General features: G+C 56.4%; 15 protein-coding genes. 7 read left to right on the top strand and 8 right to left on the bottom strand.

Annotated features, from left to right (window positions below):
* Position 1 precedes the first annotated feature (1 nt).
* The gene (locus GJR98_RS15130; protein WP_151139566.1) at positions 2-976 is read left to right on the top strand and encodes an alpha/beta fold hydrolase; all 975 of its coding nucleotides are present in this window, start codon (positions 2-4) and stop codon (positions 974-976) included.
* 20 nt (positions 977-996) lie between these two features.
* Here GJR98_RS15130 and GJR98_RS15135 read toward each other — a convergent pair whose 3' ends face one another.
* The gene (locus GJR98_RS15135; protein ID WP_151139567.1) at positions 997-1941 is read right to left on the bottom strand and encodes a DMT family transporter; all 945 of its coding nucleotides are present in this window, start codon (positions 1939-1941) and stop codon (positions 997-999) included.
* 206 nt (positions 1942-2147) lie between these two features.
* On the opposite strand from GJR98_RS15135, the gene GJR98_RS15140 reads away from it, so the two are divergent.
* The gene (locus tag GJR98_RS15140) at positions 2148-2936 is read left to right on the top strand and encodes a helix-turn-helix transcriptional regulator (protein WP_151139568.1); all 789 of its coding nucleotides are present in this window, start codon (positions 2148-2150) and stop codon (positions 2934-2936) included.
* Positions 2937-2975: 39 nt separating this feature from the next.
* On the opposite strand, the gene GJR98_RS15145 is transcribed toward GJR98_RS15140, so the two are convergent.
* Positions 2976-6314 (bottom strand): Eco57I restriction-modification methylase domain-containing protein, encoded by a 3339-nt coding sequence (locus GJR98_RS15145; protein ID WP_151139569.1) that lies wholly within the window; start codon positions 6312-6314, stop codon positions 2976-2978.
* 245 nt (positions 6315-6559) lie between these two features.
* On the opposite strand from GJR98_RS15145, the gene GJR98_RS15150 reads away from it, so the two are divergent.
* Both GJR98_RS15150 and katG read left to right on the top strand, forming a co-directional pair.
* A complete protein-coding gene (locus tag GJR98_RS15150) occupies positions 6560-9280 on the top strand; it encodes a cation-translocating P-type ATPase (protein WP_151139570.1) in 2721 nt (906 codons plus the stop codon).
* Positions 9281-9596: 316 nt separating this feature from the next.
* Complete coding sequence (gene katG / locus GJR98_RS15155) at positions 9597-11735, top strand: catalase/peroxidase HPI (RefSeq protein ID WP_151139571.1); 2139 nt, start codon at positions 9597-9599, stop codon at positions 11733-11735.
* Positions 11736-11952: 217 nt separating this feature from the next.
* On the opposite strand, the gene GJR98_RS15160 is transcribed toward katG, so the two are convergent.
* Positions 11953-12384, bottom strand: coding sequence for a molybdopterin-dependent oxidoreductase (locus GJR98_RS15160; protein ID WP_151139572.1), 432 nt, complete (start codon positions 12382-12384; stop codon positions 11953-11955).
* A gap of 776 nt (positions 12385-13160) precedes the next feature.
* Between GJR98_RS15160 and GJR98_RS15165 the strand changes: the two genes are divergently transcribed.
* Entirely contained in the window at positions 13161-14690 is a 1530-nt protein-coding gene (locus GJR98_RS15165; RefSeq protein WP_151139573.1) for a helix-turn-helix transcriptional regulator, read from the top strand.
* Between the two features lie 22 nt (positions 14691-14712).
* On the opposite strand, the gene GJR98_RS15170 is transcribed toward GJR98_RS15165, so the two are convergent.
* Complete coding sequence (locus GJR98_RS15170) at positions 14713-15630, bottom strand: TIGR03571 family LLM class oxidoreductase (protein WP_151139574.1); 918 nt, start codon at positions 15628-15630, stop codon at positions 14713-14715.
* Positions 15631-15703: 73 nt separating this feature from the next.
* The gene (locus GJR98_RS15175) at positions 15704-16198 is read right to left on the bottom strand and encodes a TRAM domain-containing protein (RefSeq protein ID WP_151139575.1); all 495 of its coding nucleotides are present in this window, start codon (positions 16196-16198) and stop codon (positions 15704-15706) included.
* A gap of 476 nt (positions 16199-16674) precedes the next feature.
* Here GJR98_RS15175 and GJR98_RS15180 point away from each other — a divergent pair, with 476 nt between their 5' ends.
* Both GJR98_RS15180 and GJR98_RS15185 read left to right on the top strand, forming a co-directional pair.
* Positions 16675-17538 (top strand): ParA family protein, encoded by an 864-nt coding sequence (locus tag GJR98_RS15180; RefSeq protein ID WP_151139576.1) that lies wholly within the window; start codon positions 16675-16677, stop codon positions 17536-17538.
* Positions 17535-17924 carry a hypothetical protein gene (locus GJR98_RS15185; RefSeq protein ID WP_151139577.1) on the top strand — a complete coding sequence of 130 codons (390 nt, stop codon included), beginning with the start codon at positions 17535-17537 and terminating at the stop codon, positions 17922-17924. The genes GJR98_RS15180 and GJR98_RS15185 overlap by 4 nt, the downstream gene beginning before the upstream one ends.
* An 855-nt stretch (positions 17925-18779) precedes the next feature.
* Here GJR98_RS15185 and GJR98_RS15190 read toward each other — a convergent pair.
* From GJR98_RS15190 to GJR98_RS15200, 3 genes are all read right to left on the bottom strand, one after another.
* Positions 18780-20012 carry a Cdc6/Cdc18 family protein gene (locus tag GJR98_RS15190; RefSeq protein ID WP_151139578.1) on the bottom strand — a complete coding sequence of 411 codons (1233 nt, stop codon included), beginning with the start codon at positions 20010-20012 and terminating at the stop codon, positions 18780-18782.
* A 767-nt stretch (positions 20013-20779) separates the two neighbouring features.
* Positions 20780-21346: a TATA-box-binding protein gene (locus GJR98_RS15195; protein WP_151139579.1), complete on the bottom strand. Its 567-nt coding sequence runs from the start codon at positions 21344-21346 to the stop codon at positions 20780-20782.
* Between the two features lie 201 nt (positions 21347-21547).
* Positions 21548-23455 (bottom strand): glycogen debranching N-terminal domain-containing protein, encoded by a 1908-nt coding sequence (locus tag GJR98_RS15200; RefSeq protein ID WP_151139580.1) that lies wholly within the window; start codon positions 23453-23455, stop codon positions 21548-21550.
* Between the last annotated feature and the right edge of the window lies 1 nt (position 23456).

The raw sequence follows: 23456 nt of genomic DNA on the forward strand, positions 1-23456 counted from the left end.
GATGTCAACATCGGCAGATAGCCGGACACCAGAGCACAGCTCGCCAGCCGAGGAGACGTGGAGAGGGGGATTCGAAGCAGCACAACGCACACTGTTCGACGCAGTTGGACTCGATGCGAAGTCGACGTTCATTGACCTCGGCCACCCATACGGACGAACCCACGTGTTCGAAGCGGGGTCATCGACCGACGACGTTCCGCTGCTGTTCGTTCACGGAACAGCCGCTTTCGGAGCGTTTCTTTCTCCGCTCATGGCCCAGTTCGGTGACGCACGCGTCGTTGGATTCGATAGGCCCGGGTATGGTCTCAGTGAGGCCTTCGTGTGCACCGAGCAAAACCTTCGACAGACTGTCGTGGACGTCATCGGAGGCGTCGTAGACGAACTGAATATCGAACAGGTCGACCTCGTCGGGCATTCGATGGGTGGACATGCGGGTATCCTGTTTGCGAACGCCCATCCCGAGCGAGTCCGGAATCTACTTCTCGTCGGGGGGATTCCGGCGTTCCCGGGAACACGGCCACCACTCCCACTTCGAGCACTCACCGTTCCACTCCTCAATCGAGTGATACGGCGACTGCAAAAACCGGACGAAGCAGGTGTCCTCGACATCGCAGAAGTCTTCGGGGAACGAGATGCGATTCAGGACTACCCGGCGTTCATCCAAGCGATTGCCGCTCACGAACGAGACCCCAACTCAGCGGCAGCAGGACTCAGCGAATTCAACGCGTTGCTTTCGATTCGGGGGTGGCACAGGTCAGTTCGAATCAGTGACGAAGAGTTGCGTGGACTCGAACACCCGACAACCATGGTCTGGGGAGAACACGACCCGCTCGGGAGACCGGACGACGTCCGAGCGAGCGTCCAGTTGATTCCGAATGCTCGGTTCGAGTCAGTTGCCTCCGGTCACATTCCGTACTTGCGTCACCCAGAACAGTGCGCCCAGTTCATCAGAGAGGCACGAAAATCGCCTCAGTGAGTTAATTCACCCTGTAAGGGTTAGTTCACCCTCGCAACGGTCTTGACACGAGTCTCGTAGAGGTGTTCCAACTCTGCGACGATCGACTCGCTTGCGAGGACCGCGAATCCGACGAAGATGGTCACGAACCCAGCGATGGTGAGCGGCGATATCGACTCACCAAGAAGGGCTGAACCGCCGAGTGTTGCGACGATGGGAACCGCATAGAAGACGAGGTTCCCGTGAATCGGACCCACGTCGTCGAGAAGGCCGAAGTAGGCGATGTACGCCAGCGCACCGGCGAAGAGACCGACATACGCGAGCGCTATGAGTGCCGTTGGCGTCCACGAAATCATCGCGAACGATTCACCAGAGACATCGCTGAGACTGTGCGTGAGAAGCGAACTGATAGGGAGTGCCCACGCAGTGCGGACGGTGCTCGAAAGCGACGTGTCTGCCCAACGAATGAGAACCGTGCCAAGTGCACCGCTGACGGCACCCATGAACACGACACCTTTCCACAATGCGGCCCCGTCGAGGAGGTTCGTGGGGTCAACCTGTACGACGAGGGCCACACCAATCAGCCCGATGAGCATCCCGACTGCACCACGCGTGGATAGCCGTTCGTTCGCGAGAAACACCATCGCGAACACCGGTGTCAAGATAGGGTTGAGACTGAAGATAATCGACCCAACACCACTCGAAACGTACTGCTGTCCGACGAAGAGGAGAGCGTTCGAGAGACCGATGACGAACACGCCAGTCGCGAGGATGCCTATGATGTCGCCGACAGAGCGTGGGAGTAGTTCGTCACGTGCGGTGCTCACACCGACGTACGCGAGTAAGGCCACGGCAGCGATGTCGAACCGAAGTGCGACGAACAGGAGCGGTGGAAAGTAGTCGAGACCGGCTTTTGCGGCGACGAACGTCCCACCGAAGAAGAAACTCGCCAACGCGAACAACGCGAGTCGACGACGAGTGCCCATTACCACGACCAACCCCAACTTGCCGAAGCGAATCGAAATTGCGACAGTGAACTCATTCTACTTCTGTATACGAGTGTCTCGTACTTACATTGTTTCAGAAAATATTTCGGAGTAAGAAAATCTCGTGGTGGGGCAACGTGGTTTCAATATGTGAAATTATTTCGAGGGTCGAAAATCGTATACCTTCGGCCCCCGCAGAGACACGTATGGAATCGGCGTTAGAAGAAATCGAGTTTCTTGCCCTCTCACCAAATCGGGTAGCAGCACTTCAGTATCTCACCGAAGAACCGCGTACACGCCGCGAACTCGTAGAGCTAACCAGTGCGTCACAACCGACACTCGGTCGAATACTCCACGACTTCGAAGACCGAGCGTGGGTCAGACAGGAAGATAGCACATACACTGCAACGGTGACTGGGAAACTCGTCTCACGGGGGTTCGAAGAGTTAGTGGGGATTCTCGAGACTGACGTCGAACTTCGGCCAATCGTTCGGTGGTTACCAGCTGACGAAATTACATTCGACCTCGACCATCTGCGGGCGGCGACGGTGACGACACCTAGCCGAGTCCGGCCGAACGCACCCGTCAAACGAGTGCTCGACTTGCTCAACGATGCGAACGAGGTCAAGGTCGTCTCGTACGCGTTCAACGAACAGAGTCTCGAACGCATCGCAGAGCGGACAGCGGCGGGAGAACAACGATTCGACGGCGTCTTTTCATCGAGCGCGATCGATGCGCTGGCCGACGACTCGAAACTGCGTGAACAACTTCGGAATCTCCTCACAGCAGACGGTGCAACGATTCGAATCGCCGACGACCCGATTCCAGTCGCCGCCACGATTGCTGACTCAGTCGTGCACCTCTTCTTGCGCGACGACAACGGAATTCTCCAAGCTTCAGTCGATATCGACGAACCGGAGGTTCACTCGTGGGCAGAAACCCTCTTCGAGCAGTACTGGAACACTGCCGAACCGCTCACTATCGGCCACCTATGAGGGCCACGTGAATATTCGGGGACGTGGCTTCCAGGCGCGTTACAGACTCCGTGACTTGTCGATTCGGTCGTTGACCGTTTGGATAATCGCACTGTAGATGGCCAGTTGTTCCCGTGAATCGAGACCGAGGTACTCTTCGAACAACTCGCGGTCCAACTGCCGTCGGTCAGCGGCGACAGCGTCGAGGGCGACGTCGTCGGCCGCTCTCGCTCCAAGTTCATCGTGAATCGACCCCATCGGCCGAGCAGACATCGTACGGAAGGCATCACAGATGGTCGTCCGACTCGCATCCGAGAGGTGTGCTGGGTCGACGATTGGAACTCGCTGTAAGGTGGTTCCAGTGACGTCGAGGACACCGAGACCCAATCCAGTCGTCGCTAGCACCTCGGTGAAGAGCGACGTCGGTGAGAAGTTCAGCAGTGCCGCCAACTCTTCTGCGGTCAGGTCTACGTAGTCGTGTGGTTCTAATCGGTAGAAACGGTGTGTGACAGTCCGGTCAGGGTTGTAGGCGACGAAGTGACGGTCGTTCTGTCGGTTCGGCCAAACCACCTTCGTGTTCGTTTCACTACGGCTTCCGAGAACCCACCACTCCACCCTCCCGCGTCGGCCTGAGGCGGTATGGTACCCTCGTTTCTCACCCCAGGTGATGTAGTCGCCTACGTGCGACCGTGAGAGGTCTGTCCCCTTCGGAATCGAGAGGATGTGGCTCTCCTGTTCGCTCTTCGAGAGGTCGACGTGAGAGACGTGACGAGGGGTTTCGACGAACGGAACGACGAAGTCAGATTCGGCAGTGAACAGTTCGCCAGTCTCTCGATTTCGTATCGTCACGGACGGGTCAGTCGTGGGGTCACCCTCGACGACATCGACGAAGAAGAAGTCATCTGCACCGCCGGTGTTCAAGTAGGAACTGACCGCCGCAACGTCAGAGAGAGACGTGAAGACACCTGAACCCGCTTCGAGGAGGTCGAAATACGCCGAGGGAGCACGGAGGAATCGACCCCACTTGTTCCCAGTGTACGTCCCAGTGGGAACATCGACGCGTGAGCGTCGAACCGAACCACGAGTCTCTCGTCGCTCAGTCGTCGTCCCTCCACCGAGTCGCCAGAGTGCACTTTCTTCGAGACGGACGACCCGACTATTCCCGAATCGGTGAATGCGTCCTCGTTCGTTGCCGAGTGTGAACTGGTCCGTCGGCTGTTCGCTCGAGGAGTCGACGAGGACAGCATCCATGGTCGTCGCCGAAACGAGTCGGTGGGACGGTTCACCGAGTGCGACGAACCCGACGTCACCGGACAGCGTTCGGTCGTCGGCCCTATTCGCCAGTGTGAGAACGGTGTTGATGCTCGCGCCAACGAAGCTTCGCTTCGTACGATTGTCGACGATGTATTCGAGGTTGGTGAGTTCGAGCAACCCCTGTTGCAATCGCTTCCCGTAGGCAGTATCGAGCCACGTATTCGACGTGATGAACATCAACGTCCCGTGGTCTCTGAGCGCACCGATTGCCACGAAAAAGAAGTAGAGGTACAAATCGCTGGTCCGATACGGCTTGATTCCGAACTGCTCCTGAACAGACGTCACCAGTTCCGTCTTGTACGATGATTTACGCGATCGAATCTCATCGTGGGCCATCTGGTCGAGAGCCCTGTTCGTGAGGTCCTGCTGGATGATGTGCTGGTGGTCGACGTACGGAGGGTTCGTTATCACGATGTCGAATCCACCATCTCGCACAGGGGCCACGGAATCGAGTGGATCATCGTCTCGATGGACGATGCTATCTCCGGTGTAGAGGTTGAACGAAGACGCAGGCAGGGGAGCCGTCCGAAGTTGGAGTTCGTCTTCACTGTCGACGAGTGAAAGCCAGAGCCTGAGTTCGGCGACTCGGACGGCCCACTCTTTGATATCGATACCGTAGAGGTTCGTCCCGAGAATCTGCTGTGCCCGGTCGAAGTCGACTACAACTCCAAGTTTTTCGTAGAGTTCTGTCAACACCTGTTTCATCCCGACGAGGAAGGCCCCGCTTCCACACGCAGGGTCGAGGACACGTACGTCACGGAGGACTGCTTCGAGCGTGTCTTCGTCGACGGTGTTCGTCGACTTCCACTCCCGTGGAGTGCTGAAGATGAACGCCACGAGCCGCCGTTTGCTCTCGGTGTCGGTAGCGTCTGTCTGGTCACAGAGTTGCTCGAAGAGTGCCATCCGGCACATCAAGTCCACTTCGAGACGGGGAGTGTAGAAGATACCAGCCTCGTTGCGCTCCTGTTCAGCGATGAGCGATTCGTAAATCTTCCCGAGCATCGCTGGGTCGACCGCGATATCGACGTCGTAGGGACTCTCCTCGCTGATGGTGAAGTTGTACTGTTCGAGGAATTCACGGATGACCACGGAGAGGGTAGAATCTGAGAGGAACACGTCGCTCTCGTCAGCGTCTATTGGTTGGAAGAGGCCGCCGTCCATCGACGGGAGGTCTGAGAGAACTGCTTCGACTTCGTCCGGAAGGGCTGTTCTTGGGTCCGTTCCTGTGGAGTGAGTCCTTCTGTCGAAAAAGAGCGCTGAGAGCCAAGTTTCGTGGAACTGCTGCTCGTCGCCTGACGTTCGGTACTGGTCGTGGAACCACCGAACGAAGTCCGTTCGGTCAGCAGTCCACCGAGTAGTTTGGAGATAGTAGAAGAACAGCAGTCGTGTGAGTGTGACGTGGGCATACTGGTGTGCGCGCTCGACTTCCAACCCCTGCTCACGAAGGTCGTCGTAGAGCAACTCGAACGTGCGCTTGTAGTCCTCGTAGAACGCTTCGGTTACAGTTTCGACCCTGAAGACGTGGTCGATTCGTGTCGCGAGACGGTCATCGGCTTGACGAAGTTCGGCGAGTGCGCTCGCAACGACGCTGTGTGTCTGCCCTTCACCGAGGAGGTATCGACGGAGAACGAGGCGGCTAGTCGTGATATCGTCCACACCCGCTCGGAAGGCCGTTGCGAGGTGCCAGACACCGCTGTCCGGCGCGTGGAAAACGGCCAGAAATCTCCCACCAGTTGCCCATTCGCTCGTCGAATCGGACTGCGTGAGCGTATAGACGACATCTCGTTCCGCAGCACGGCTTAGCCTCCCCAGTTCGACGTAGATAACTCGGAAACCATCCGCGATTGCGAAGAGACGGACACCCAACACCTCGGTTGTACCCGGCCACTCGTCGACCTGGAGGTCTTGCCACGGAGCGTCGTCTTCGCGTGTCAGCGGCGTCTCGTAGCCGAGAACATCGACGAAGAGGTCTTGGAAGAACGTGGTCGCGGCAGCCTCAGTAGACAGATTGCCACCCTCGAATTCCTCGAGAGAGAGCTGTTCGTCGAGACGGCGACGAATCCCTTCGGTTTGCTCGTCGGTCATCAGTGGCGGGAGTGTGAATCAACCGCGATGCAACTCTGCATGTGGTTACTTGTGCCCAGAGAGTGTTAAGTTTAGCTCGGCTGACGTTATTGGCAGCGGGAAACGTGTCATCGATACAGAAGTGAGGAGGGACCACCACCGAATGACGGTCGAGAGTGTGAGGAAAACCAACGGCGTTCGTGTCAGTGATTGCTAGTTTTGAAGTCACCAGGTGTGAAACTATCACCGTGTCGCCTATCGAGAACATGAGTTCCGCACCCCAAGACCAGCACCAACGGGCCAAAACCGCGTGGCACGCGCGTTCAATCGACCAGACGCTCGCGGAACTCGAGACCGACGAAGCGGGACTCTCGCAGACAGCGGCCGCGAATCGGTTGGAGGAGTACGGACCGAACGAGATTCACAAGGGTGACGACATCTCTCCCCTCGAGATCTTCATTTCGCAGTTCAAGGACTTCCTCATCTACCTCCTGGTTTTTGCGGCAGTCCTCTCGCTGGCGGTCGGTCTTCTCCCCGGGGAAGCGCCAAATTACGTCGATGCCGGCCTGATTCTCTTGATTCTTTTCGGGAATGGAATATTTGGGTTCGTGCAGGACTACCGCGCCGAGAAGGCGATGGAAGAGTTACGGGAACTCTCATCACCAGATGCGACAGTGCTGCGTGACGGCGTGAAGCGGACCATCGCCGCCAAAGACGTCGTTCCAGGAGACGTGGTCGTCATCGAACAGGGTGGCGCGGTTCCGGCAGATTGCAGACTCATCGAGGCCACGAACCTCGAAACGTTAGAGGCGCCGTTGACCGGCGAGAGTGCCAGTGTCGGGAAGACGACGGACACACTCGACCCAGAGACGCCGCTCGCCGAGCGCTCGAACATGCTCTACATGAACACGGACGCAGTCATGGGGCGGGGGAAGGCAGTCGTCGTCGAGACCGGAATGCGTACCGAAGTGGGAGGAATCGCGACGCAGATTCACGAGGCAGACGAAGGCCAGACACCGTTCCAAGAAGAAGTCGACGAACTCGGGCGTCGAATCGGGTACGGTATCGTGGGGCTCATCGCCCTCGTCATCGTGGTTCAGCTACTCTTCACGCAAGCCAGCACCATCGCCGTGCTGTTGACTGCAATCACACTCGCCGTTGCTGCGGTTCCAGAGGGGTTACCTGCCGTCGTGACGCTGACGTTGGCGATTGGTGCACGGAAGATGGTCGACAAGAACGCACTCGTTCGGCGACTCCCAGTCGTCGAAAGCCTCGGGTCGGTAGACGTGATTCTGACAGACAAGACGGGGACGCTCACCGAGAACCAGATGACCGTCACGCGGATCGCGTATGGTTCAGATATCTACGAAGTGACCGGCACTGGACTCGACACCGACGGTGAGTTCCACCACGACGACGTGCGTGTCGACCCCGACAGCATCGACCCGGTGTTACGATGTGGGCTCCTCTGTAACAACGCCGAGAAGGCACCCGAATCAGAGGACCAGGCGTACTACGGCGACCCGACAGAAGTCGCGCTCCTCGTCTCGGCCAAAAAGGCGGGTGTAGAGCAGACCGGTGTGCGTGTCCGTGAGATTCCATTCTCGTCGGAACGAAAACGGATGACGGTCGTCGTCGAAGAAGACGGTGCCCACACCTCGTATACGAAGGGTGCTCCAGAAACAGTGCTGGAACGGTGCAACCGTGTTGCAGTGAACGGTGAGATTCAGGAGTTGACCGACGAGAAACGTGCCGAAATTATCGACACGACTGAATCGTTTGCGGGGGACGCACTCCGCGTCCTCGGATTTGCTCGAAAAGCCGTCGACGACCCCGACGCCGACGAATCAGTTCTCGAAGAGGAACTCGTGTTCCTCGGATTGCAGGGCATGATCGACGTCCCACGCGAGGAAGTCGACCAGGCGGTTTCCGACTGCCGCGACGCAGGTATTCGGGTCGTCATGGTGACCGGAGACAACCTTCAGACTGCGAAAGCCATCGGTGCACAAATCGGGTTCGACCCGACCGGGGCGATGACGGGTACCGAAGTCGAGAAGTTGAGCGACCAAGAACTGCGAGACGTCGTCGAAGACGTCGAGGTGTTCGCCCGGGCCGCGCCGGACCACAAAGTTCGGATTCTCAAGGCACTCCAGGCAAACGATCACCGTGTGGCGATGACTGGTGACGGTGTCAACGATGCACCCGGTGTGCGAAACGCTGACGTCGGCATCGCGATGGGCATCCGAGGGACGGACGTCACCAAATCGGCCTCGGATATGGTGCTACAGGACGACAACTTCGTGACAATCAGAGATGCAATCGCCGAAGGCCGGGGAATCTTCGACAACATCAGAAAGTTCGTCAATTTGCTGTTGTCTGCAAACGCTGGCGAGGTTCTGACTGTATTTGTAGGCGTGCTCATCGGGAGTGCACTGTTCCCCGAACTCTTTGCGGCCCAGTCAGAAGCACTCATTCTGACACCGGTCATGTTGCTGTGGATCAACCTCGTCACCGACGGCCTTCCGGCACTCGCACTCGGCGTCGACCCGAAAGCACCGAACGTCCTCGAACGAAGTCCGCGAAGCACGGACGACCCAGTCATCGATACGCGAGTGATGGTTTCTATCCTCACTATCGGTGTGACCGTGACCATCGCCGGTCTACTGGTGTTTTTCCAGACACTGGGCACCACCGAATCGTTAGTGAGCGCACAGACACTGCTGTTTACGTTCTTCGTGGTCGCAGAGATGGGAATCATTCAGGTCATCCGACGGCGGTTCGGTCAACCGCTGTTCTCGAACCGATGGCTCATCGGTGCAGTCGTACTCTCGCTGGTACTCCAGTTACTCGTGCTGTACACCCCAGTCGCCGACCTCTTCGGTGTGTACGCGCTCGGATTGGCAGAGTGGGGGTATCTCATCGCTGCAGTCCTCGCCGTCCTTATCGCAAACTACGTGCTGTCACTCGTCTACGACCGATTCCTATAGCGCCGTCACGAGTGACTGGAACTGCTGGTGAACGATACAGGTTTCAGATGGCTGGGACCCGGGGAGGATGAGGACGAACTGCACAGACGAAGAGCGACGAGACAGCAGAGAGACACCGTCGGAAGAGGACTGTTTCTACAATAGAGTCGAGCGGCATCATTCGTACTAGCGCGTCACGGACGATGTTAACGACTGTAGCACAATAGTTCACATGTTCGATAGATTCCTTTCCGTGTTTGGGAGACTTGGTTCTCAAATCGAAACTTGAATTCTTATTTAGCTAATCTTATTACACGAACACAAGAACTACGCGACGATGCAAGGCTCCGACCAAGATTGGTGGCCGAATCAGCTGAAATTGAAGGTCCTCGACCAGAACGCTCGCCCAGTCGATCCGATGGGCGAAGAGTTCGACTACGCCGAGGAGTTCGAGTCGCTCGACCTCGAAGCCGTGAAGGAAGACATAGCGGAGGTGATGACGACATCGCAGGAGTGGTGGCCCGCTGACTACGGTCACTACGGCCCGCTCTTCATCCGGATGGCGTGGCACAGCGCCGGCACGTACCGCACCATCGACGGGCGCGGTGGTGCGTCCGACGGTGCACAGCGCTTTGCACCCCTCAACAGTTGGCCCGACAACGTGAACCTCGACAAGGCTCGCCGACTGCTCTGGCCCGTCAAGCAGAAGTACGGCCGCAAACTCTCGTGGGCCGACCTGATGGTTCTGACCGGAAACGTCGCCCTGGAATCGATGGGGTTCGAGACGTTCGGCTTCGCCGGCGGACGCGAGGACGCCTTCGAACCTGACGAGGGTGTCTACTGGGGGTCCGAAGACGAGTGGCTTGGAGACGAGCGTCACGACGAAGACGGGAACTTAGAAGAGCCACTGGGCGCCGACCACATGGGTCTCATCTACGTGAACCCAGAAGGACCGGGCGGCGAACCAGACCCGCTCGCTGCTGCGGACTACATTCGACAGACGTTCGACCGCATGGCGATGAACGACGAGGAAACGGTCGCACTCATCGCCGGTGGGCACACGTTCGGGAAGACCCACGGTGCCGCTCCCGACGACAACCTCGGTCCGGACCCAGAAGGAGCCCCAATCGAAGAACAAGGCCTCGGTTGGAAGAACAGCCACGGCACGGGCAACGGTGAAGATACGATTACCAGTGGCTTGGAAGGCGCATGGACCAGCGCCCCGATTAACTGGGATAGCGGCTTCCTCGACAACCTGTTCAACTACGAGTGGGAACTCGAGAAGAGCCCCGCCGGTGCGTGGCAGTGGCGGCCAACGGACGAGTCCGCCGAGGACGATGTCCCGAACGCCCACGACCCGTCGAAGCGCGAAGCACCCATGATGCTCACGACGGACCTCGCCCTCAAGGAGGACCCAGACTACCGGGAGATTTCGAAGCGCTTCCACGAGAACCCAGACGAGTTCCAAGAAGCCTTTGCGAAGGCCTGGTACAAACTGACGCACCGTGACATGGGCCCGCCATCGCGATTCCTTGGACCAGAGGTTCCGGACGAGGAGTTGCTGTGGCAAGACCCACTCCCAGAAGCCGACTACGAACTGATTGGGAGCGAAGAGATTACCGAACTCAAGGAGGCAATCCTCGACTCGAAACTATCTGTCGCTGACCTCGTCAAGACCGCGTGGGCGTCTGCATCGACGTACCGTGACAGCGACAAGCGCGGTGGTGCAAACGGGGCGCGGATTCGTCTCGAACCACAGAAGAACTGGGAAGTCAACGAGCCAGAGCACCTCGCTATCGTACTGGAGACGCTAGAAGGGATTCAGGCAGATTTCAATGAGTCGCGGTCCGACGAGATTCGGGTCTCGCTCGCCGACCTGATCGTTCTGGGCGGCTGTGCCGCAGTCGAGCAAGCGGCTGAGGACGCTGGCTACGACGTAGACGTCCCATTCGAACCCGGACGTGTCGATGCCTCACAGGAACAGACTGACGTCGACTCGTTCGAGGCACTCGAGCCGAACGCCGATGGGTTCCGCAACTATCTCGGTGACGGGGCCGACCAACCAGCGGAGGAACTGCTGGTCGACAAGGCAGACCTCCTAAACTTGACGGCACCAGAGATGACGGTACTGGTCGGCGGCATGCGAGCACTGGACGCGAACTACGAACAGTCCGACCTCGGTGTCTTCACCGACCAACCCGAGACGCTGACCAACGACTTCTTCGTGAACCTGCTCGGCATGGACACCGAGTGGGAAGCGTCCTCTGAATCCGAAGACGTGTTCGAGGTGCGCGACCGCGAGACCGGTGAACTCGAAGGGAAGGCCACCCGCGTGGACCTCATCTTCGGTTCGCACTCCCGGCTTCGAGCACTCGCAGAGGTGTATGGCTCCGGCGATGCAGAGGAGAAGTTCGTGCGTGACTTCGTCGATGCGTGGGACAAAGTGATGAGTCTCGACCGGTTCGACCTCGAATAAATTCCGCTGAGAGCCATCGGGGCGCTGACCGTGTGTCGTCTCGATGGTGTCTACCCACCCCTCTATTTTCGGACCACGCACGGACACGCTGCTTCAGCAGTCGTAGCACAAGCAGTCGTAGCACGCAGTCAGGGCCTTCGACCACCGTAGTGTCCAAAACAATCGGGATTCGTGAGAAGACACCCTGTCTCGAACACTCCCAGAGAGGACACCGCTGTCACGACCCGGTGTCGTCAATCTTCGGGTGGCGTTCGAGGTCCAGTGGGTCGGTTTGTGGGTCGAGCGATACCGCTTCGACTTCGACGACGTTTTTGACCGAGCGCATCCCGTCGATGTCTGGAACGACCAGTCGTGGGAACTCTAACGGAGACCCATCCTGTTCTAAGGCGAGTATTCCGGAGAGTGCATCGGCAATCTCGACGTAGATGTGGCAGTCATCGTCTGCTGTGACGGCGAGGTGCGTCGTCTCGGGCGAAATGTCGACAGAATCGAGGACGGCACCGATGGAGACACCCACCCACGTCGACTCGCGTTGAGAGCCGGACGCGCACGAGACGACGACGTCTTGTGTCTCCTGGGGCAGCGCTTCCAACGCTTCTCGGTCGAGAGTTTCTGCCTCTCGGCCTCGGACGAGTACTGACGTTGTCATGGTTGAGCTCGTAGAAGACGTTCTCTTGGAACCTAATTAAAGCCGCAGCAAGGTCCTGCTGGTCAGCAGATATGGAGGGTATTTCGGGCCGTGCGTCAGCGGGGTCGTTTGGAGGGTTGCGTCAGCGGGGTCGTTTGGAGGGTTGCGTCAGCGGGGTCGTTTGGAGGGTTGCGTCAGCGGACTGGAGGTGTACGTCAACGGGGGATTCGTTTTGGAGGGGGGGATTGCACGGGTGAGGTGCAGTAGTATGTGCAACCGGTGAGCGCGAACGGGGTCGCGACCACGCCAGCACCGAACGTCCGCCGAATCGGTGTGTTGCACATCGCAATTTTCTGTATTCGACGCTGGAAGATAAGGGGGAAGAGTCGTCCCGACAGTTTTGATGCCAACAACCGTTTCAGACCACTGTTTCGACTGTTTCAGTCGGATTAACTGAGTGTTAAAAACAGCACTTGTTTGTTTCTGAATAGGAAGTAAATTGAGAAGGAAGCGTTGATGTCTACTGATTTTGAACCGTCTCAGGAACATCGTTATTCGATTCTGGTAATTGTTCCGTCGAATCCTCGTGTGAACTACGCTCGAGTACTGTATCCGGGTACTGCACTTGCTGCACAGTGGGCCCACAGGTTGCGAAACGTGGCCTCCAAAAGGGGGCGAAGTAGTTTAAATTGTGAAATTATGATAGCCAAGAATGTTAGCTTTTATTGAATAATTGGGAGCAGGAAGATAAACAAAACATTATACTCCCGGAGAATCGACAATCATAGAACGAACACATGTCTTCCCGAAACGCCTCGTGGTCTGGATACGCCCTTCTGATGGCGTTCCTTCTCGTCTCCGCAGGCGTTGCTCCGATTGCCGCTGCAGCGGCAGACGGCGTCGAAATACGCGCAATCGAACACTCTGGTACGGGCGTCGTCGCGACAGAGAACGGTCGGACGTACGTCACTGCGTGGCAGCCATCGAGTGTCAGTGTCGTGCTGGTCGCAGAACAGGGAACGTACGACGTCTGTATCGGTACTGAAGGCGGCGACTCGACGACGAGCATAGACTGCCAGCAAATTCAAGCGACAGGGAGTGAGCAGCGAGCCACCATCGATATCGCACAGTGGCCAATGAATTCCACGGGCGAGCAAGTCCTGACCGTGGAGGTTCGACCTTCGACCGGAGGCGAACCGCTCGCACAAGCGAGTCACCCATTGTTCGTGTTACCTGCAGAGGGAGACATCGACGGTGATTCTCTCGGGAACCAACGCGAACTGGAACATGGCACGAGTATCCGCGTTGCAGACACTGACAACGACGGCCTCGAAGACGGAGCCGAGGTAAACCGGTTCGAGACAGATCCAACGAACACAGACACCGACGGAGACGAACTCAGCGACGGTGTGGAAGTAAACGAACACGGGAGCAATCCGACCGAGGTCGATACCGATGGTGACGGCCTCGAAGACGGCGTCGAAGTAACGACGTACGGCAGTGACCCGACGACTGGAGACACCGACGGTGATGGACTCATCGATAGCGAAGAAGTCGAGCAGTACCAGACAGACCCAACCGCTGCGGACACGGACGAAGACGGCCTCGAAGACGGACCAGAAGTGAATATTCACGAAACGAGTCCGACGGCGATAGACACCGACGGCGACGGCCTCGACGATAACGAAGAACTGACTCGCTACGAGACGAACCCCACTGAGGTCGACACCGATGGCGACGGCCTCGAAGATGGCCGAGAGGTGACGGTCACTAACACTAACCCAAATCAAGGGGACACAGATGGGGACGGCATCGGTGACGGGACCGAAATTCAAGAAGGGACGGACCCGAACAGTGCACCAGGGTCAGGAATCGATCCGCTTGGCGTGGGCGTCGAACCGACGATCATCGTCCTCATCATCAGCCTCATCGCCCTCGTTGGTGGCGGACTCGCCCTCGCAAGCGGCAAGGTACGTCTCCCAGAAGGAATCTCGAACTGGAACGCTCAGAGAACTGACGCGGAGAACGGCCGTTTCGTTGCAGCTGGTCAGCCCCAGCAAACTGTTGGTGCGCAGATGCGACACCCGCCCGAACAACCACTCAGTGACGAAGCACGCATCTTCAACCTCCTCGACCAACACGATGGACAACTCCGTCAGTCGGCAGTCGTCGACGGAACAGGATGGTCGAAGTCGAAAGTGAGCCGGGTTCTCTCGCGGATGGCCGACGAAGGAGACATCAAGAAGATAAACATCGGCCGTGAGAACATCGTCACTCGGCCAGATTCCGTCCCTGAGCACGCGAAGTCACCGTTCGAAGATAAGTGAGCTCGAGAACGGTCACAGCTGATCACGATCGCGGCGAAATAACCTCGTCAGCGAACCTCGAAAGGTCAGCCTCTGGGTCGTCACTCTGTAGACCCACGAGTACGTGGTCGACGCCCATCTCGTTGAGACCGCTGAAGTAGTCGCGGAACCACTCGGTTCCTGCACAGAACCCCTGATGAATATGTTCTGGGCCGTCTCCCGGGTCGTCTGCGAGTTCGACTTGCACCGCCATCGAGAACGGCGTGTCACCGGCGGCATCGCGCCAGTCGGCCAGATAGCTCTCCAGCGTGGACTGAGGGAGTTGGTAGAACAACCAGCCATCACCGTGTTCGGCAATCCACTCGAGTGTCTGACGTGCGTAGCCAGTCGGAAGGAGTGGCACAGTCTCTGTCGTCGGTTTCGGTACGAGGGTTATCTCCCCATCGAGTGTCCCCCACGAAGATTCGACTTCTGGGTAGTCCTCACGCCAGACAGTCCGGAGAAGCTCGACACTCTCACGGAACAACGTTCCACGGTCCGACAGCTCGACACCAAACGCTGGGAACTCGGGGTCACGGTCACCCGAGGCGATACCCATGACGAGTCGTCCCCCTGAGAGCTGGTCAACTGTGGCTGCGGCTTTGGCGACGTGAAGTGGATGACGAAGTGGGAGTACCACGCTCGCAGTACCCAACGCGAGTTCGTCGGTGACTGTCGCAACCTGCGTGAGCCACGGCCAGACGTCGAACGTTTGTCCCGCGTCGCCAAACGAAGGCCAGTACGTCGGAACATCCCGTGCCCAAAGCGCATCGAATCCGACCGACTCGGCGTGTCGGGCAAGTCGGAGTTCTTCGTCGACGTCGGGCATCGTGTCGTTTTGGTTCGTGAGCGGGAATCCCACTCCGAAAGAGAGACCATCGTCGAACAACCGTTGATACCCGAGATTATCGTGTGGGGTCATCGTCTAATTCGTGAGAGAAAGTGTGCTCACCGTTCAGTAGTCACTAACTTCCATCGCATCGGATGGGGCCGGGTTAGCGTACCGTCGCTTCGCCTTTCATCTCGGCGAATGCAACGGTCTGTTTGACATCGGTGATTTCTACTTCGACTTGGTCACCGGGACGGGTGTCGGGGACGATGATAACGAACCCACGTTCGACCTTCGCGATACCGTCACCTTGGTCGCCAAGGGTGTCGATCGTCACCGAGCGCACGTCACCTTCTTCGACCGGTGGACGCCGTGTGCCAGAACCCTGTGAGTTCGACGAGTCGTGTGTGGAATCGGCTTGGGCCCACTCACGTTCTGACCGTGTCGTGTCAGTGTTGGTCGAGTCAGTTTCTGGTTCAGGAGCGGATTGTGAGCCAGTCGCCGATGCAGCGGCCGTCAACAATGCAATCCGGTAGGTCTCTGTGGTAGAGAACGAACCATTTTCGACGAGTTCCTTCGGAATCGGGACGACGTATCGGTTACCGTCTCGTTCGATCGACGCTTCGAACAAGAGTCGTAGAGAGTCTGAGATACCAGTCACTCCTCGAATTATGGGGAACAGTGGCTTAAATCATAATGAATATCGTGTCGAACGCTGGGATTCGCCTGCTGTGCAAGGCACAGGCCCAAACCGTGATTGACGACTCTGGGTAGTCATCCACTCGGGTGCAAAAGAGAAGCTTGCTGAGCTACTCATACTCGTTTTAACGCCTTATCCAAGCGTTATCGATAGTTTGGATAATTCAGATAATTTGGATAATGTTGAATTCAACCCCTTACGATTCCCGAGATTATCGAACAGTAGTGAGTAGAAACAACGAGATTATTTGAATAATCTAATGAGTCACTTTTGCGCTTCAAGCCCCCAAATGCACGTTTGAGATGGTCTGAAGAAAACCATCCCAAGTCGGATTATTTGGATAATTAGAATTTTTTAGATTATCGAGCAGACCAAGATAACCATAATTATTTCAAGAATGGCGACAATCACTCGATGCGATACAACTCCCATTCACCATGTCACGCGCAGTCAGTGTCTGTCTCCTCAAAGGCGGTATCGGTAAATCAACAACCTCGATCAACCTCGCTCGAGAACTCGCTCACCGAGACAACGACGTACTCCTCGTCGACCTCGACCCGAACGGTCATACGACGACTGGTCTCGGGTTCGGCGAAGAGTTCTATTCGGAAGCACACCTGGGTGACGTGCTCCTCGACGACGCGGAACTCGAACCACAGGAACTCATTTTAAAGACCGATTTCGAGATCGACCTCCTCCCGTCGAACGACCGCATCGAACAGGTGGAGTCGGACTTGGGTGGTGTGATGATGGGTTCTGCACGTCTCAAACAGCGAGTAGTCGACCCGCTCCTCGGCGACGAGTACGACTACGTCGTCGTCGACTGCCCCGCAGCACGTGGGAAACTCAACGACAACGCCCTCTACGCGACGCAAAACATGGTGTTGCCAATGCGACCAGAATCGGGTGCACTGTCCGGACTCGAAAAAACGGTCAAACGACTAATCCAGCCTGCTCGCGAGCACTTCGACCTCGAGATTCTCGCCGTCGTCCCGACCGACCTCAGAGACCGTATCGACCACGAGCGGCCGTCTCGGCGACTCATCGAAGCCCTCGTGTCGAAACAAAACATCGCATCGAAGATACCAAACTTTGGGTACGTCGACCCGTCGTTCTTCGAAGCTATCGACGATGGGTCGTGGGACGACGATCTCCCGAAACCGGGCATCCGACACCGGTCGGCCATCGACGCCTCGATTCGCGAGCACATGCCGCTTCGAGATTACGATAGCTCGTGTGACCAACTCGAGTGCTACGACGAATTAGCACAAATTGTCGAGACTGGGGAGGTCGACCGATGAGTGACGACCCCTTCGGTGACCTCGACGCAGCGATGGAGGATACCAATTCGTCGGCTTCAGATCCGGAGCCAAAACCCGAGCAAGACACAGATTCGACGGCTACCCAAACAGAAGAACAAGAACTCGGAGAGGAGAAATCCCCGCTCGAACAGCCAGCGTTCGAGTTCGACGAAACCGTTCACAAAGCACTCTACGTACTCGAAGCGGCCGCAACGAACTTTGACGATATCATCACGTACGACGTCGAACGCGAGCTCACACGAGAACACGGGCTGAAGAACATCAAAAAAAGCGAGTTACACAACGCCGCACTCACTGTGGTCGCTGAGCACCCAGACCTGATAGTCGAACAGGTACTCGAACAACGCGGTCTCGACAGAGAGTAACACCACCCAAATAATTCGCATTATCCAGATTAGACAAGACAGGCGACGTAGGTGGATTGGGTAGATATTCCAGCGAGTCTTCGATGTAGCGACCATTTTCGGCATCGAAGACGAGCAAAATCAGGAGTGGTGAGCGACCACAATAGGTAGGTTTGCTACACAATCTACGGTTTGCAGATTACGTGGATTATTTTGATTTCGTGGGTAAGCAACGATATCGACGCTTGTCTGATAATCAACGGGAAGAGAGGAGTAACCCAGGTTGTTGAAGTTATTTAGATTGTTTAGGTTATTCGAGCTATTCAGAAGCCAAGGAGAGCTTGCTTTTGCTGGGTCGACGAATTAGACATTAATTTTGGTTCTTTGAGGAGGGTTGGTGACAGACCAAGACATGCAGATTATCTACAAAATGTAGATTATTATTTCTGCTTGCACACCAGCGTGAGACTAAGACAGAACCTGAAGATGAGTGGGTCCTGAGAGAGTAGCTCAAGTGCGTATTTTGTAGAACCTCCAAGCCATCCAAACGACTCACGCCACTTAGGCCAGGTAGACCATCCCAATGTCCTATATGTCCCAGATAGCTCAAATTCACCAAAGAATCCAAGTAATCCAAATTATTAGAGACATCTAAATTAGTCAAATTATCCGAGAGATTCAAACTGCCTGTCTGAGCAGTTGGCGCAGAGAACACACTGGCCGGTCTGTTAGATAATTCCAACTAACAAAGGGAAGACTCTGGGAGAGACGTCGGCCGAGAGGCTGAACAAGTATCAGATGGAGTGGCTGAACAACGGAGTGTATCAGAGTGAGCGGTGAACGAGAATCGAGAACGAAGTCGCGTTGACTGTCATGTTATTCGAGCGTAGAAATACGGCTATCTCTGAGCAACACTCGTTTGACGATATCGGGGTCTTCGAGGAGTCGGTGTGTTCCGTGGACGCCCTGGCCTCGACCACGGCCACGGACCTCCGACTGGATTACATTGAGGAAGTCGAGCTCTTGAAGTAGTTCTTGAACTCGTCGTTCGGAGAGTTGGTCCATGTCGAGGTCGTCAGCGACGGTGAGGTACTGTCGATAAATCTTGTTGGTGGTGATCTCAGCAGTTTTCCGTCCACCAGTTTGGAGCACGAGAGAGTACAGCACGGCTTTGGACTGTGTCGCAGTCCCTTCGAGGAGTTCGCTGAACCGGTCAGCCTCACTCTTTTCTTTCGCTGCTCTGACGTGGTCGTCGGTGACTGTTTCGGCGCCTTCTTTTTGCGCGATTCGGCCCGCGTTTCGAAGGATATCGATTGCTTTCCGAGCGTCACCGTGCTCCTGTGCAGCGAGGGCGCTCGCGAGTGGAATCACGTCTTCAGTGAGAACACCCGGTTTGAAAGCGTCTTTACGATTTTCGAGAATTTCGCGGAGTTGATTTGCATCGTACGACGGAAAGACGAGTTCGTCGTGTGCGAAGCTCGATTTGACGCGTTCGGTGAGCTCCTCTGGGTAGTCGATCTTGTTCGAGATACCGATGATACCGAGACGCGAATCGACGATTTTCTGATTCTCGCCTGCGCGTGAAAGTTTTCGAAGCACTTCGTCGTCTCGAAGCATGTCGATCTCGTCGAGAATAACGATGGTGACATCAGAACAGGTGTCGAGTACTTGCCACAGTCGGTTGTAGTAGTCACCAGTCGAGAGGCCACGCTCGGGAATAGACATCCCACTCTTCGATGGGTCGTTGACCTGTGAAGCGAGCGTCTTGATAACCGATGCTTCTGTGTGCTGTTCACCACAGTCGATGACAGCGATTTCCACATTTACGTCTTCTCGACGTGCCTCGCTCTGTAGCCGCTCACTTACGAGGCGAGCGCTGAGTGTCTTTCCAGACCCGGTCTTTCCGAAGATAAACAGATGAGTCGGTTCGCGACCGAAGATCGCAGGGTTGAGTGCCTGTGCAACCTTCGACATATGCTCGTCGCGACCGACGATTTTGTCAGGACCAGGGAGATGTGAGATTTTGAGGATGTCCTCGTTCGCAAATATGGGTTGGTCGTAGCGGAAAAGTGGGTCTCGACCGCCCCCGTCGGTCTCGTTCGGTGTCATGTGGGTTCGGTATTCATACCCATCCATAATAAAAGTGAGGGGGGTAGTCTCGCGTTTGTAACAACGAGAGAATCGATGTTTTCGTGACCTGTACACCTTTTCAGCGATTATTAGAATATAGAAGTAGTGTCGCGCAAGTAAGAACGTCAGACACCACCCTCGCGTTTGTAACTGTGGATAGGGGGAGACTACCGTCGCAATTGTAACGTGAGGTGAGGGACCACCTTCGCGTTTGTAAGAGAGGGACCGACGTCGCGTTTGTAACTGTGGATGGGGGAGACTACCGTCGCAAATGTAACGTGAGGTGAGGGACCACCTTCGCGTTTGTAACAACACGCAGCGTACGAGACCATCCTCGCGAATGTAACGACGACCGACTGCAGTACAACGAGAGCGTTCTGGGCACACTCGAGTGGAGACCACCCTCGCGTTTGTAAACTCGGGGGTTGTTCACGTTGGTTTATCCGATGACGAGCACGAATCGTCCTGGCCAGACACACTACCCTCGCGTATGTAACGCGAAAGGGTGGGATGGGGGGTCAGCAAAACCGCCAGAACCCGGCAGGAATTTCCCCTACATTTACAAACGCGAGGGGGGTGTGTTGAATGCTGCTAGAGTCTCGCGTACTCGTTACAAACGCGAAGGTGGTGTGTGTGTTCTCAAAATCAACCGACTGCGTTCACCTTGTCTAGTATAGTAACTAGTGTTCTAGTTCATAGCTAGAACTAGTGACACTGTTGTCGAAGATATAGGAGAGTCGACTATCTCAGCCGAGTAGCCCCAAGTTATCTACCCGGTCGGTCACAACCTCGATAGCACGTTCAGCATCGACAACCTGCTTCGCTCCCGTGATAACGACCTTTCCACTTCCGAACATGAGGACGACGACGTTCGGTTCGTCGAGGCGGTACACGAGGCCGGGGAACTGTTCCGGTTCGTATTCGACATCTTCGAGACCGAGTCCAATTGCGAGCGCGTTCAGGTTGAGTGTGTGTCTAAGGTCTGCACTCGAGACGATGTTTTGAACCGTAATCTCAGGGTCTTCGGGAACGGGGATACCGAGGTCTTCGAATTCGTCGAATAATATCTCGAGAGCAGTGTTCACACCCGCAACGCTGTCTGCTCCCGTACAGACGATCTTTCCAGACCGAAACACGAGACACGCTGACTTCGGGTCGGTCGTGCGGTACACCAGTCCAGGAAAGTTGTCGGGATCGTAGTCTGTACCCACCCAGTCCAGTGACAGTTGCTCTAAATCGAGTTCAATGCCGATTTGCGTGGAGGCGACGACGTTCTGAATCTCGATGGACTCCACCGCGTCCATTTGGGACATGATGTGTAGTAATTGACATTGGCACATGTTAAAATACAGGGGTCGTTCTAACGACAATCTGAAATTGTGTACCTTGGTTACCGAAAAACCGAATTGCCGTCACATTGCCGTCACCGTAGAAATTTCACCGGTGATTGGAGAGCCGATATGGTAATCGTTCAGCCACGAAGCCACCCCCGACACCGGTGATCCGACAGTCGGCTACGGCCCCAACTCTGGATGAGCGGAAAGGAACCCGAAGACGCTTCCTGCTGCCCACGCAGCTGGCTCACACGAATCCGGATGAACGAGATACCCGTTCGAAATCGTTTCGTCAAGACCGGTGAACAGTTCCGGGAAGCCAAGTCTGCTAGGCCGACCGCGGGTGACACTATCTTCGAGTGCTTGGAGATTTCGTTCGGCAATGATTTTCGCGGCGTGGTCGAACCCGCGCTCGGCGAATCCGAGTGCCGCCATACTGTTGTCGTGTGGCCAGACGCTCCCTCGGTGATACGAGAGTGGGTCGAACGCGGGATGGTCTCCGGCGAAGGTTCGCAACCCACTCGACGTAAGCACGTCTGCCTCGAGGAGACGCTCGACGGCGGATTCGATTCGTTCGTCGGTTCCGAGTCCACCCCAGAACGCGTGCGTTTGGTTCGTCGCGACACTGGGTATCTGCTCTGACCCGTCTAACGCGAGCGCGTAACAGCCCTCGTCGGCGACCCAAAACTGCTCTTCGAAGGAATCGAATAATTTCTCAGCGAGACTGTTGCAGGCGTCTGCGAGTGCTTCGTCACCGTGCTCACGGGCGATTGGTTCGAATTGTTGGAGTGCACGGTAGGAGTAGCCTTGAACTTCTGAGAGTGCGATTCGCCCGGTTGGTTCCCGACCATCGGGGTGAGAGAGTGCCTCTGAACTGTCTTTCCAGCCGAGGTGGTTCAGACCGTACGGATGGTCGTGAGAACTGTATCTGAGGAACCCATCCTCGTCCGCGTTGTCGAGTATCCACTCGACAGCATCTGTTGCGGCGTCGTACAGGTCGTCTTCGAGCGTCTTCGACTCACTTTCGGCGACTGTATCCGCGTACAGGGAGACGAACAGCGACGTCGAGTCGATATTTCCGTAGTACGGTCGTCTGAGCGAGATGTCTGCCTCGACGAGGTCACCGGTTCGATTCTCGTGGAGGATTTTCCCCGATTCTTCGAGTGTCTCGTACTCGTCGTCCGTCCCTTGCTCGGCGGCGAGGAACCGGAGTGTTCGTTCTGCAACATTCGTATCGAATTCGAGCAGCTGGAACCCAACGATGAGCGAGTCGCGGCCGAAGGGGGCGACGAATCGAGGGGCACCGGCAGCAGGAACACCTTCGGGGAGCATCAGAGCGTCGAGTGCTTCGGTCGCTGCGTCCGCGAGTGAACGATACCGCGGGTCGATGGCTGAACTCGTATCGACAGACGGAACCTCACTAGCGTCACCGGGAAGTGAAACAGAGAACTCCATCGTCTCGCTCTCACCCGGAGAGACTGTTCGGTCACTCGTGAGGGCGACCGTACTGTCGTCTCCGATTTCGACACTGATGATTGAGTCGTCACTCGAACCGTCTTGGGTCAGTTCGATAGCGACGTGTCTTTCTGCATCGTCGACTCCCTCAGCGGAGAACTGAATGGTGTCGTCACTCGAGTAGGTCGCTGAAACCGTGCGTTCTCGCGCGTCACGAGCGGAAAAGAACGATTCTATCTCGAAAATGTGGTTGAATCCTGGGACGATTGATGCCTGTAGTTCGCATTCACGAGGCTCGTTTGTATTGTTGTGAATCGTGAGTGTAACCGTCACGCCATCCGGGTCGATACTGAACTTTCTGGTGAGACTCCACGCTCGGACGTCTCCCCGCCCAGGGCCTGCTGTCGAACTGGTGAGGACGGTCGTCACGGAGTCTCCATCGGACTCTCGGCCGAGGCGTTCCCACTGTATCTCACCGTCGGTCTGACGGACGGTGAGATCGATACCTCGGAGGAATCGATGGTCGGTACTGTAGATTCCACAGTGGTCGTTCTCAGTGGCGACGTCGCCGTGTTTGTCGACGACGACTTGTTTACCACCGTGCAATGCGAGCATACAGTTGTCTGGAAGCATT

It is taken from the genome of Haloferax marinisediminis, from assembly GCF_009674585.1.
GTDB classification, from domain to species: domain Archaea; phylum Halobacteriota; class Halobacteria; order Halobacteriales; family Haloferacaceae; genus Haloferax; species Haloferax marinisediminis.